This window comes from Nocardia sp. NPDC051756 (assembly GCF_040681495.1).
In the GTDB taxonomy this organism is placed as follows: Bacteria; Actinomycetota; Actinomycetes; order Mycobacteriales; family Mycobacteriaceae; genus Nocardia.
In genome coordinates this window covers 141,930-154,440 of the sequence record NZ_JBFAYV010000012.1, presented here as the reverse complement: position 1 = coordinate 154,440, position 12,511 = coordinate 141,930, and the positions used below count along the sequence as shown (strand labels likewise).

13 protein-coding genes are annotated in these 12,511 nt (G+C 68.6%); 2 read left to right on the top strand and 11 right to left on the bottom strand.

Annotated elements, in window-relative coordinates; genetic code table 11:
- Positions 1-101: 101 nt before the first annotated feature.
- On the bottom strand, positions 102-908 hold the full coding sequence (locus AB0M22_RS39420; RefSeq protein ID WP_364737797.1) for an ATP-binding cassette domain-containing protein: 807 nt from the start codon (positions 906-908) through the stop codon (positions 102-104).
- 300 nt (positions 909-1,208) lie between these two features.
- Positions 1,209-1,532, bottom strand: a complete 324-nt coding sequence (locus AB0M22_RS39415) for a multidrug efflux SMR transporter (RefSeq protein ID WP_364737794.1) — start codon at positions 1,530-1,532, stop codon at positions 1,209-1,211.
- Between the two features lie 126 nt (positions 1,533-1,658).
- On the opposite strand from AB0M22_RS39415, the gene AB0M22_RS39410 reads away from it, so the two are divergent.
- A complete protein-coding gene (locus tag AB0M22_RS39410; RefSeq protein WP_364737792.1) occupies positions 1,659-2,330 on the top strand; it encodes a hypothetical protein in 672 nt (223 codons plus the stop codon).
- A 96-nt stretch (positions 2,331-2,426) separates the two neighbouring features.
- Here the strand turns inward: AB0M22_RS39410 and argH are convergent, their stop codons facing one another.
- From argH to AB0M22_RS39395, 3 genes are all read right to left on the bottom strand, one after another.
- On the bottom strand, positions 2,427-3,848 hold the full coding sequence (argH, locus tag AB0M22_RS39405) for an argininosuccinate lyase (protein ID WP_364737789.1): 1,422 nt from the start codon (positions 3,846-3,848) through the stop codon (positions 2,427-2,429).
- A complete protein-coding gene (locus AB0M22_RS39400) occupies positions 3,845-4,762 on the bottom strand; it encodes a class I SAM-dependent methyltransferase (protein ID WP_364737787.1) in 918 nt (305 codons plus the stop codon). Before AB0M22_RS39400 ends, argH begins: the two co-directional genes overlap by 4 nt.
- A 110-nt stretch (positions 4,763-4,872) precedes the next feature.
- Complete coding sequence (locus AB0M22_RS39395; RefSeq protein ID WP_364737785.1) at positions 4,873-6,075, bottom strand: argininosuccinate synthase; 1,203 nt, start codon at positions 6,073-6,075, stop codon at positions 4,873-4,875.
- 257 nt (positions 6,076-6,332) lie between these two features.
- Here AB0M22_RS39395 and AB0M22_RS39390 point away from each other — a divergent pair, with 257 nt between their 5' ends.
- Positions 6,333-6,485 carry a hypothetical protein gene (locus tag AB0M22_RS39390; protein ID WP_364737783.1) on the top strand — a complete coding sequence of 51 codons (153 nt, stop codon included), beginning with the start codon at positions 6,333-6,335 and terminating at the stop codon, positions 6,483-6,485.
- 7 nt (positions 6,486-6,492) lie between these two features.
- Here the strand turns inward: AB0M22_RS39390 and AB0M22_RS39385 are convergent, their stop codons facing one another.
- From AB0M22_RS39385 to argC, 6 genes are all read right to left on the bottom strand, one after another.
- On the bottom strand, positions 6,493-7,002 hold the full coding sequence (locus tag AB0M22_RS39385) for an arginine repressor (protein WP_364737890.1): 510 nt from the start codon (positions 7,000-7,002) through the stop codon (positions 6,493-6,495).
- Positions 7,003-7,113: 111 nt separating this feature from the next.
- Positions 7,114-8,070, bottom strand: coding sequence for an ornithine carbamoyltransferase (gene argF, locus AB0M22_RS39380; protein ID WP_364737780.1), 957 nt, complete (start codon positions 8,068-8,070; stop codon positions 7,114-7,116).
- Complete coding sequence (locus tag AB0M22_RS39375) at positions 8,067-9,290, bottom strand: acetylornithine transaminase (protein WP_364737778.1); 1,224 nt, start codon at positions 9,288-9,290, stop codon at positions 8,067-8,069. Before AB0M22_RS39375 ends, argF begins: the two co-directional genes overlap by 4 nt.
- Positions 9,287-10,177 (bottom strand): acetylglutamate kinase, encoded by an 891-nt coding sequence (gene argB, locus AB0M22_RS39370; protein ID WP_364737775.1) that lies wholly within the window; start codon positions 10,175-10,177, stop codon positions 9,287-9,289. The genes AB0M22_RS39375 and argB overlap by 4 nt, the downstream gene beginning before the upstream one ends.
- Entirely contained in the window at positions 10,174-11,394 is a 1,221-nt protein-coding gene (gene argJ, locus AB0M22_RS39365) for a bifunctional glutamate N-acetyltransferase/amino-acid acetyltransferase ArgJ (protein ID WP_364737773.1), read from the bottom strand. Before argJ ends, argB begins: the two co-directional genes overlap by 4 nt.
- Positions 11,391-12,464, bottom strand: a complete 1,074-nt coding sequence (gene argC, locus AB0M22_RS39360; RefSeq protein WP_364737771.1) for an N-acetyl-gamma-glutamyl-phosphate reductase — start codon at positions 12,462-12,464, stop codon at positions 11,391-11,393. Before argC ends, argJ begins: the two co-directional genes overlap by 4 nt.
- Positions 12,465-12,511 lie beyond the last annotated feature (47 nt).

Below are 12,511 nucleotides of genomic sequence, written 5' to 3'. Positions count from 1 at the left end.
GGCTCCGGCATGTGCGATGCACACTGTGACATGATTCGTTCGCTTCGCTCACTCATTGTCCTGCACCTCAGGGAAATTCGACGCCGTGGGGCACGGATGTCTCACGCCGCCCCCTCCTGTGACAACGCGCCGGTCATGGCGCCCACCAAATGTTCGAGCGTGGCCTCGGCCGCGGTGAACCGGGCCACCCGCCGGCCGAGCCGCAGTACCTCGATGCGGTCCGCGACGGCCAGCACCTCGGGCATGTTGTGGCTGATCAGCACCACCGCGATGCCCTGGTCGGCGACCCGGCGGATCACGTCGAGCACCCGCTCGCGCTGCACCACGCCGAGCGCGGCGGTCGGCTCGTCCATGAATACGACCTTGCTCGCCCACATCACCGCCCTGGCCACCGCGACGCTCTGTCGCTGGCCGCCGGACAGTGAGCCGATCGGCACGTCCGCGCTCTGCAAGGTGACGCCGAGGCGCCGGAAGTGTTCCACCGCCTGGGCTCTCATCGCGGTGCGATCCAGCATGCCGAGCTTGCCCGGCAAACCCTTGCGCACCAACTCCCGGCCGAGGAACAGGTTCGCGGCCGGGTCCAGATCGGGGGCGACCGCGAGGTCCTGATACACCGTCTCCACGCCGAGTTTGCGCGCGGCCGTCGGAGTATTCAGCACCACCTGCTTGCCGTCCAGCACAATCCGGCCGGAATCCGGCTGCTCGGCGCCGGAAAGGCATTTCACCAGAGTCGATTTACCCGCGCCGTTGTCGCCGATCAACGCGACGACTTCACCCGCGCTCACCTCGAAGTTGGCGCCGCGTAACGCCTCGACCCCGCCATAGCGCTTCACCAACTCCTCGGCCCGCAGCACCACGGCGGAATCCGCAGCGGTTTCGGCCGGTTTCACGGCATCGTCCGAGGTCATCGGCCACATCCGTGCGCGCACAGCTGAGCAAACGTCCAGTCCATCCCGCGATGCTACGTTCGCCCCATCGTCTCGTGGGACGTATTCGGCAAAATACGGACGACGCAATGCAATCCAGGTTTCCGGGCCGAGAAAACAATGCACTCAATACCCGAACGTCCATCCCATCGGGTAGTGGATCAGCAATCGCTCAGTTTCACTGCTGAAACTCATCGGGATTCACCGGAACCATTGCCCTGCACCCCATATCAAACGGTAATGCATGACGTTACGTCACCGTGGAAAAAGTGCGCCGTTCGATCAATGCTGGCCGCCGAGTTCGAGGGCGAGTACGCCGATGATGACCAGGGCGATACCGCCCACTTGGATCAGCGTCAGGCGTTCGTCGAGGAACAGCGCGCCGATGATCGCGATGGCGGCGACCCCGACGGCGGACCAAATGCCGTAGGCGACACCGATTTGCATGCCGCGCTTGAGCGCCTGGGAAAGGAACCAGAAGGCGCTGCCGTAGCCGAGCACGACCAGGATCGACGGGATGACCTTGGTGAATCCGTCGGAGATCTTCAGCGAGACGGTGGCGGTCACCTCGGACGCGATGGCAATGGCCAGCAGCAACAGGGTCATGGCGGCAGCGTAGCGAGTGGCGCAGAATGGGAGGTTGGCGCGCTATCGGATGCGTAGCGGCCTGGGGGTACTCGGGGATCGAGGCGTTGCTTCGACGACCGGCGACAAGGAGTGGGGGGATCGGTCATGGATCCAGTGGAGCTCGGTGTCTACGCGTGTGTGGGTCTCGCGGTCGTCGCGCCGGCCGCCATTATCCTGCTAGCCGTGCGCAACGATCATCAACGCCGGAATGCGCTGTGGGAGTGGACGACAGACAACAACTGGACCTGCACGCAGAATGCCTACGCGAACTGGACGGCCAGGCTGCCCGGCGGCACCAAGGGCCGGCTCGACCTGGCGATGACCGGCCGGTTGGGCGACCGGTGGGTGACCGTGGCGGACTACCGGTATCAGACCACGCGCGTCACCTACGACTCGGACAACAATCCGTCGAAAAAGGTCACGACGCACCACTACAACGTCGTTGTCGTCCACCTGGACCGCCCGTATCCGCCGATCGCGGTCGTCCCCCGCGGCCCGCTCTCGCAGCTCGCCCGCACGATGTTCGGCGACAAGCCCACCGCCACCGGCAACCCGGACTTCGACTCCCGCTACCGAATCCACACCGGCGAACCCGACTACGCCCGCTGGCTCATCGGCAAACCGCTCATCGACGCCCACCTGTCCGGCGTGATACCCCACTGGAGCCTCGGCGGCCACGAACTACTCACCTACCGCGCAGGCCGCCTCCAGCACCCCGACGCGATCCCATCCCTCGCCGCGCCCCTGCTCCACATAGCAGACCTACTCCCCCGCTGAACAGCACACCCGCACTCTCTCTCGGGATTTGCACTCGCTCTAGGGCCCTAGAGCGAGTGCGTATCCCGAGAGGGAGTGCTGATCTGGGCGCGGAGGTCAGCCGAGCCAGGTGCGGAGTTGCGCTGTGGTGGCGGCGATTTCGTTGAGTTGGAGCGCGACCTGGGTGCCTGCGGTGCCGCCGCGGGCGTTGCGGGAGGCGATGGAGCCGTGCACGGTGAGGACCTCGCGGACCTTCGGCGTGAGCGCCGGGTCGATGGCGGCGAACTCCTCGTCGGTGAGTTCATCGAGACCGACCCCGCGAGACTCGGCGGCGCGCACACACGCACCCGCCGCCTCGTGCGCGACCCGGAACGGAACACCTTGGCGGACCAGCCATTCGGCGATATCGGTCGCGAGCGTGAAACCGGCGGGGGCGAGTTCGGCCATCCGGTCGGTGTGGAAGGTCAGCGTGCCGACCAGACCCGCGATGGCAGGCAGCAACAACTCCAGCTGCGCGACCGAGTCGAACAGCGGCTCCTTGTCCTCCTGCAGGTCCCGGTTGTAGGCCAGTGGCTGCGCCTTCAGCGTGGCGAGCAACCCGGTGAGGTTGCCGATCAGCCGGCCCGCCTTGCCGCGGGTGAGTTCGGAAACATCCGGGTTCTTCTTCTGCGGCATGATCGAGGACCCGGTCGACCAAGCGTCCGCGAGCGTGATGTAACCGAATTCCGGTGTGCTCCAGAGGATCACCTCTTCGGCCATCCGGCTGAGATCGACGCCGATCATGGCCAGCACGAACGCGGCCTCGGCGGCGAAGTCGCGCGCGGAGGTGGCATCGATCGAATTGGCCGCGGACGCATCGAAATCCAGTTCGGCGGCGATCGCCTCGGGATCGAGCCCGAGCGACGAACCGGCCAGCGCGCCGGAACCGTACGGCGACACCGCCGCCCGCTTGTCGAAGTCACGCAGCCGGTCGATGTCGCGCAGCAGCGGATGCGCGTGCGCGAGCAGATGGTGCGCGAGCAGTACGGGCTGCGCGGCTTGCAGGTGCGTCTTGCCCGGCATCACCGCGTCCGGATGCGCGCTCGCCTGCGCGACCAGCGCGTCGACCACGTCGAGCACACCGGCCGCGACCCGGCGCACGCCGTCGCGCAGCCACATCCGGAACAGCGTGGCCACCTGATCATTCCGGGACCGCCCGGCGCGCAGCCGCCCGCCGAGTTCGGCGCCGACCCGTTCGATCAGCCCGCGTTCCAGCGCGCCGTGCACGTCCTCGTCGGAGTCGGCGGGCGCGAACGCACCCGAATCCACGTCCGCGGCAAGCCGATCCAGTCCGGCGAGCATGCCCGCCAGGTCGCTCTCGGAGAGCAACCCGGCCTTGTGCAGCACGCGCGCATGGGCTTTGGACGCGCGCACGTCGTACGGCGCCAGCACCCAGTCGAACTGGGTCGACTTGCTCAGCGCCGCCATCGCCTCGGCCGGTCCGGACGCGAAGCGCCCGCCCCAGAGCGCCCCCGTGTTGGTGCTGCCGCTCTGCGTCATGGTGTGCTGTCTCCTCCGGGTCGGGTTGCGGTCATCAGTAGGTGGGTGCGCATCTGTTCGGCGACTTCGCCGGGTACCTCGCGGCCGCGCTCGGTCAGCACGGCGACCGGGTCGGCGCGCACCGCCGTCCAGCCCTGTTCGGTGAACCAGCCGACGGGGTCGCTGCGCCCCTCGATCGGGTACCAGAGCGCGTTGACGTCGAGATCGATGTCGAGGGTGGCGAGCAGCCGGTCGCGGCCGTCTTCCGGTTCGGACCGCGACGGCGCCCGGTCGTCCTGGGTCATGTTGAGCGCCACCCGGCTACCCGGCGCGCTGAGGGCCGCGATGGCGGTCAGGAGCCGATCCTGCGCGTCCGCCGGGAGGTAGCGCAACAGCCCTTCGACCAGCCAGCCGGTCGGAATCTCGGGGTCGAAACCGTTGTCGCGCAAGGCCGTCGGCCAGTCGTCGCGCAGGTCCACCGGCACCTCGCGGCGATCGGCGGCGGGCTTGCGCGCGGCCAGCGCGGACGCCTTGAACTGCAACACCTTCGGCTGGTCCAGCTCGAAAATCGTGGTGCCGGAGGGCCAGTCGAGCCGATACGCCCTGGCGTCGAGCCCGGCCGCGACGATGACGATCTGCCGGATGCCCGCGGCGGCCGCCGCCTCGAGATAGTCGTCGAAGTAGCAGGTGCGGGCCACCAGCAGATCGCCGAGCGCGCCGTAGGAGCGCACCAGCGACTGGTCGATCTCACCGATATCGCTCTGGCTCAGTCGCGTCCACGCGGCCGAGCCGACCGCGCTCACCATCAGTTCGGCGTACGGATCATGGAACAACGCGTCGGTCCGCCGGCTTTCGCCCGCGCGCAGCGCCGCGACGCCGAGGGCCGTCGCGCCCACGCTGCTCACGATGTCCCAGCTGTCGTCTTCGGTCCGCATCGTCGCTCCCTTCGAGTCGAGCCGATTCCTCGACCGCCCTGAGACTACGACTGCTTCCCGAGTGGGCCGCCGATTGCCGGGCGGCCCACTCGGAGGCTGGGCGTCGCGGCTTACTTCTGGTTCAGGTCCCGGCGCGCGGCGACCTTGGAGGACAGGCCGTGGATCTGCACGAAGCCCTTGGCCAGCGACTGGTCGAAGGTGTCGCCCTCGTCGTAGGTGGCCAGGTTGAAGTCGTAGAGCGACTGCTCCGAGCGCCGGCCGTTGACCACCGCGTTGCCGCCGTGCAGCACCATCCGGATCTCGCCGGAGACGTGCTCCTGGGTTTCGCCGACGAACGCGTCCAGCGCGCGCTTGAGCGGGGAGAACCACAGGCCGTCGTAGACCAGCTCGCCCCAGCGCTGCTCGACCTGCCGCTTGTACCGGCCCAGCTCGCGCTCGACGGTGACCGCCTCCAGCTCCTGGTGCGCGGTGATCAGCGCGATGGCGCCGGGCGCCTCGTAGATCTCCCGGCTCTTGATGCCGACGAGCCGATCCTCGACCATGTCGAGGCGGCCGACGCCCTGGCGGCCGGCCCGGTGGTTCAGCTCGACGATCGCCTCGAGCACGCTGACCGGGCGGCCGTCGATGGCGACCGGGATGCCCTTCTCGAAGGTGATGATCAGTTCGTCGGGCGCCTCGAAGTTGACCGTCGCGTCGGCGGTGTAGTCGTAGACGTCCTTGGTCGGCGCGTTCCAGAGGTCCTCGAGGAAGCCGGTTTCCACCGCGCGGCCCCAGACGTTCTGGTCGATGGAGAACGGCGACTTCTTGGTCACGTTGATCGGCAGCGAGTTCTCCTCGGCGAAGGCGATGGCCTTCTCCCGCGTCCAGGCGTAGTCGCGGACCGGCGCGATCACGTTCAGGTCCGGCGCGAGCGCGCCGATGCCGACCTCGAAGCGGACCTGGTCGTTGCCCTTGCCGGTGCAGCCGTGCGCGACCGTGCTGGCGCCGTGGAACTTGGCCGCCTCGACCAGGTGCTTGACGATGAGCGGGCGGCTGATCGCCGACACCAGCGGGTAGCGGCCCATGTACATGGCGTTCGCCTGGATGGTCGGCAGGCAGTAGTCGTTGGCGAACTCGTCGCGCGCGTCCACCACGATGGCCTCGACCGCGCCGCAGTCCAGCGCTCGCTGGCGCACCACGTTCATGTCCTCGCCGCCCTGGCCGAGGTCGATGGCCACGGCCACCACCTCGGAACCGGTCTCCTTGGCAATCCAGCTGATCGCCACGGAGGTGTCCAGCCCACCTGAGTAGGCGAGTACGACGCGTTCGGACATGGTCTGTGTGCTCCTTGTTTTCGATGCCTGTGTGCGCAAGTACGGACCGGCTTCCCGCCGCAGCGGCCCGCATGTCCTGCAAATGATTATGCACGATGATGCAAGCCCATTCACAACGGGGGTCCGGTAAATCCCGTCACAACCCCCGATCGTTCGCGAAAGTCACTGCCCATCAAGCGAATTACCCCCTTGGCGAGCCCACCCCCATGTGCGACCCTGAAGAGCGGAATCCTCCGGCGGGTAGAAGGACGGACGCAATGCTGCACCTCATCGCGCAAGATTTCAGCACCCTCGGCAACGATGTCCTCAACATCGGACGAGCCGTAGTCGACCTCGTCCAAGACATCATCAACGTCGGCACCCCAGGCAAAGGCCCAGGCGGCGGCACCGGCCAATACCCGTTCTCCTGACCTGAGGTCAGGCGATCTCCTCGATCTTCGCCGCCAGTTCGGCGCCGGTGAGGGGTTCCCGGGCGATCACCGCGATGGTGTCGTCGCCCGCGATCGTGCCGACGATGTAGGGCAGGGCGGCGCGGTCCAAGGCGCTGGCCAGGTAGTGGGCGGCGCCGGGTGGGGTGCGCAGGACCGCGATGTTGCCGCTGTGGTCGGTGGAGACCAGTAAATCGCCGAGCAGCTTGGCGAGGCGGTCGGTGCCGCCGATGACGCCGCGGATGGGGTTGCCGTCCTCGGGGACGACATAGACGCCGGCGCCGCCGTCGGCGGCGCGCAGCTTCACCGCGCCGAGTTCGTCGAGATCACGCGAGAGCGTGGCCTGGGTGGTCTCGATGCCCTCGGCGGACAGCAGCGCGGCCAGCTCGGTCTGGCTGCGGACCGCGTGCGCGGTCAGCAGTTCGACGATGCGGGACTGCCGACCGGCGCGGGTGCGCGCGATCTCCGGTCCGGTCTTGCCATGTTCCGGATGCGCCACGCTCACGACTGCGCCTCGCTGACGCTCGGCTCCGTCGTTCCCGTAGACGCTGTGTCGATGGTTCGTTCGCTGCGCTCACTCACGATCGCACCTCACATCGGTCGCACTCCATCACGACAGACCACCATTTCGCTTGGCCAGCAACCACACCAGCAGCGCCTTCTGCGCGTGCAACCGATTCTCCGCCTCGTCCCAGACGACGCTGTGCGGACCATCGAGGACCTCGTCGGTGACCTCCTCGCCGCGATGCGCGGGCAGGCAGTGCAGCACGACGGCGTCCGATTGCGCGTGCGCGAGCAGCTCGGCGTTCACCTGAAACGGACGGAACGGGCCGACCCGGTCGAGGCCGTCGTTTTCCTGCCCCATCGAGGTCCAGGTGTCGGTCACCAGCGCGTCCGCGCCGTCGGCCGCGGCGATCGGGTCACCGGTCAGCGTGATGGTGGCGCCGGTGTCGGCGGCGCGCTTGCGGGCGGCCTCCAGAATCCACGGCAGCGGCTCGAAACCCGCGGGCGAGGCGATGGTTACGTTCAAACCGGCGGTGACGCCGCCTAGTAGGAGCGAGTGCGCCATGTTGTTCGCGCCGTCGCCGAAGTAGGTGAGATTGCGCCCCGCCAGGTTCCCCTTGCGCTCGACCAGCGTCTGCAAGTCGGCCAGCACCTGGCACGGATGGAACTCGTTGGACAGCGCGTTCACCACGGGAACCGTTGCGGTCAAAGACATTTCGTCGAGCCGGGACTGCTCGAAGGTGCGCCACACGATGGCGTCGACGTAGCGCGACAGCACCGTTCCGGTGTCGCCGAGGGTCTCCTCGCGGCCGAGCTGGGTGTCACGCCCGTCCACCACCACCGCGTGCCCGCCGAGCTGGGCGATGCCCACCTCGAAGGAGAACCGGGTGCGGGTGGAGTTCTTCTCGAAGATCACCCCGACGCCGCGCGGCCCTTCCAGCGGACGCTGAGAGAACGGCGCCTGCTTGAGTTCGGCCGCGAGGGTGAGGATTTCGGCCTGCTCGGCCGGGCTCACATCGTCGTCGCGGAGGAAGTGCCGTACCGCGTGCTGTGCTGAAGTCATTGCGCCGCAGCCTCCTTCGCATCTTGGGTCGCCGCGTCCAGAATTTCCGGCAGATCGGCGACGAAATTGTCGGCCTGGGTTTCGGTGAGGATCAGCGGCGGTGCGAGCCGAATCACGTTGGGCTTGGCCGGGTTGACCAGGTATCCGGCGGCCCGGGCGCGGGCCTCGACCTGCACGGACACATCGTCGGTGAGCACGATGCCGAGCAGCAGTCCGGCCCCGCGCACGTGCTCGATCAGCGGATGCTCCAGCAGTTCGATGCCGTCGGCGAGCCGCTTGCCGACCGACTCGACATAGGCCAGCAGACCCTCGTCGTCGATGGTGCGCAGCACCGCGAGCGCGGCCGCCGCGCAGACCGGGTTGCCGCCGAAGGTGGTGCCGTGCAGGCCCGGGGTGAGCAGTTCGGCGGCCCGGCCGGTGGCCAGCACCGCGCCGATCGGCAGCCCGCCGCCGAGGCCCTTGGCCAGGGTGATCACGTCGGGCACGATGCCGACGGCCTGGTGCGCGTAGAACTTTCCGGTCCGGCCGATGCCGGTCTGCACCTCGTCCAGGATCAGCAGCGCGCCGTGTCTGCTGGTGATCTCGCGGGCCTTGGCCAGGTAGTCGATCGGCGGCACGACGACGCCGCTCTCGCCCATCATCGGCTCCAGGAACACCGCGGCGGTGTCCTCGTCGACCACGGCTTCCAGCGCCGCGGCGTCACCGTAGGGCACGTGCACGACGCCGGCCGGCATCGGCTCGAACGGCGTGCGCTTGGCCGCCTGCCCGGTGAGCGCGAGCGCGCCCATGGTCCGGCCGTGGAACGCCTCCTCGCAGGCGACGATTTTGCGCCGCCCGGTCAGCCGCGCGATCTTGAACGCGGCCTCGTTGGCCTCGGTGCCCGAGTTGCAGAAGAACGCGCGGCCGCTGTGCCCCGCGTCGGAGGAACCGTCGCCGAAGTGCGCGAGCAGCCGCTCGGCCAGCTCGACGGTCGGCTGGTTGATGTAGAGATTCGAGGTGTGCCCGAGCGTGCCGAGCTGCTCGGTAACCGCGGCCAGGATGGCCGGGTGCGCGTGGCCGAGGCTGTTGACCGCGATGCCGCCGAGGAAGTCGACGTAGCGGTTGCCGTCCGCGTCGTAGACCACCGCGCCGGCGCCGCGCACCAGCGCGAGCTTCGGGGTGCCGTAGTTGTTCATCATCGCGGCGGTCCACCGCGTCTGGAGGTCTTGGTCTGTGCTCATTCTTTCGTCACCATCGTTCCGATTCCTTCTCCGGTGAACAGTTCCAGCAGCATGGCGTGCGGCACGCGACCGTCGATGACGTGCGCGGTCGGCACCCCTCCTTGCACGGCGCGCAGGCAGGCCTCCATCTTGGGCACCATGCCCGCATCCAGGCGGGGCAGCAACTCGGCCAGCGCCGAGGTATCGATGCGGGTGATCAGCGAGGTGCGGTCGGGCCAGTCGGTGTAGAGGCCCTCGACATCGGTCAGCACCACCAGTTTTTCGGCGCCGATGCCCTGGGCGAGCGCGGCGGCCGCGGTGTCGGCGTTGATGTTGTGCACCACGCCGTCCGCGTCCGGCGCGATGGTGGAGACCACCGGGATGCGGCCCGCGTCGATCAGGTCGAGCACCGCGTCCGGGTTGACCGAGGTGACGTCGCCGACCAGGCCGATATCGGTCGGCACGCCGTCCACCTCGACGGTGCGGCGGGTCGCGGTGAACAGGTTCGCGTCCTCGCCGGAGATGCCGACCGCGTACGGGCCGTGCGCGTTGATCAGCCCGACCAGCTCGCGCCCGACCTGACCGAACAGCACCATCCGCACGACATCCATCACCTCCGGGGTGGTCACCCGGAAGCCGCCGCGGAATTCCCCTTCCAGGCCGAGCTTTTTCAGCATCGCGCTGATCTGCGGGCCGCCGCCGTGCACCACCACCGGGTGCACACCGACCGTGCGCAGGAAGGCCATGTCGGCGGCGAAGGCACGTTCCAGTTCCGGATCGACCATGGCGTTGCCGCCGAACTTCACCACCACGATCTTGTCCCGGAACTTCTGCAACCAGGGCAGCGCGTCGGCCAGGACGTGCGCCTTGTCCAGCGCCGAAAGGTCGTGGTGGAGTTGGCCGGTCATGAGCTGTAGGCCGAATTCTCTTCGACGTAACCGTGGGAGAGGTCGGTGGTGCGGATAGTCGCCTGCCCGTCACCGACATTCAGGTCGATGCGCACCTCGATGTCCATCCCGGACAGGTCGACGTCGCGGGCGCCCGGTGCGCCGACGCCGTCGATGCAGACCGGACTTCCGTTGAACGACACCGAGATCCGATTCGGATCGAGGGTGATCGGGGCCATGCCGACCGCGGCGAGCACCCGGCCCCAGTTCGGGTCGGAGCCGAAAAGCGCGGTCTTGACCAGGCTGTCGCGGGCGACGGTGCGGGCGGCGGCGACCGCCTCTTCCTCGCTGACCGCACCGGCGACGGTCACCAGCACCCGCTTGGTGACACCCTCGGCGTCCGACATCAGTTGCGCGGCAAGGTCGTCGCAGACTGCGAGCACGGCGGCGTCGAGGTCGGCCTGGCTCGGGGTGACCTCGCTCGCGCCGTTGGCGAGCAGCAGCACGGTGTCGTTGGTGGAGCAAGAACCATCGACATCGAGGCGATCGAAGGTGCGCCCGGTTGCGTTGCGCAGCGCCTGATCCAGTTGCTCGGCGGTGACGGCGGCGTCGGTGGTCAGCACCACGAGCATGGTCGCCAGCGAGGGGGCGAGCATGCCCGCGCCCTTGGCCATGCCGCCGACGTTCCACTTGTCCCGGTGATGGAAGGCGGCCTCCTTCGGCACCGTGTCGGTAGTCATGATGGCGTGCGCCGCGTCCAGGCCGCCGGACAGGCCGCCGCCCATTTCGTGCACGATCTCGGTGATCGCGGGCAGCAGCTTGTCCATCGGCAGCCGGTCGCCGATCAGACCGGTGGAGCAGACGGCGATTTCGCCGGCGCCGGTCTCGGAACCCCAATTGCTCAGTGCGGCAGCGAGTTCCTCGGCGGTCTTGTGCGTGTCCTGGAAGCCGCCCGGGCCGGTACACGCGTTCGCGCCGCCCGAGTTGAGGATCACCGCACGCAGGCGGCCGCCGGAGAGCACCTGCTGTGACCACAGCACCGGGGCGGCCTTCACCTGGTTACGGGTGAACACGCCCGCGGCCGCGTATTCCGGGCCCTCGTTGAAAACCAGGGCCAGGTCCGGCTTTCCGCTCGCCTTGATGCCTGCGGCGATACCGGCCGCACGGAAACCGAGCGGGCCGGTCACGCCCTGGTTCCGCACCAGCTTGCCGGTTTCGATCGATGCGGATGTCGTCACGGTGCCACTCCTACGGTGGAAAGTCCTGCGGTCTCGTCGAATCCGACGGCCAGGTTCATGGATTGCACCGCGGCGCCCGCGGTGCCCTTGGTCAAGTTGTCGATCGCGCCGATCACCACGAGCAGGCCCGCGTCGGCGTCCACCGCCACCTGCAAGGTGACGGCGTTGGAGCCGAGCACCGAACCGGTCTGCGGCAGTACACCTTCCGGCAGCAGGTGCACGAAGGGTTCTTCGGCGTAAGCCTTTTCATAGACCGCGCGCGCTTGCGCGGCATCCACGGTGGTCGGCGCCGTGCAGGTCGCCAGGATGCCGCGCGGCATCGGCGCGAGCACCGGCGTGAACGACACGGCGACGTCGACACCGCCTGCCGCGGACAGGTTCTGGGTGATCTCCGGGGTGTGCCGGTGCGCGCCCGCGATGCCGTAGGCCCGCGCCGAACCCATCACCTCGGAACCGAGCAGCCCGACATCGAGCTTGCGGCCGGCCCCCGAGGTTCCGCTCACCGCAACGACATTCACCCGCGGTTCGATGATGCCCGCCGCGATGGCGGGCGCGAGCGCGAGGCTGGCCACGGTCGGGTAGCAGCCGGGGACCGCGATCCGGCTCGCGCCGCGCAGCCGGTCCCGTCCGCCGGGCAGCTCGGGCAGGCCGTACGGCCAGCTGCCCGCGTGCTTGCTCCCGTAGTACTTCTCCCACGCCGCGGCATCGGTCAGCCGGAAGTCGGCGCCGCAATCGATGATCACGGTCGACTCGGGCAGCTGCCGCGCGATCGCCGCGGACTGCCCGTGCGGCAGCCCGAGGAACACCACATCGTGCCCGGCCAGTTCCTCGATGCCGGTCGGCGCGAGCACTCGATCGGCGAGGGGCAGCAGATGCGGCTGCAACTCCCCCAGCAGGCTCCCGGCGTTCGCCCCCGCGGTCAGCGCCCCGATCTCGAGGCGCCCGGCTCGATACGCCGGATGCCCCAGCAGCAGCCGCAACACTTCCCCGCCCGCGTACCCACTCGCCCCGGCCACCGCAACCCGCAACGCAGGCCCGCCCGGCTCCGGCGCGTGCACCGAATCAACCATGTGATGATTATGCACGACCATGCAAGCTCATTCACCACGTGGGGTGG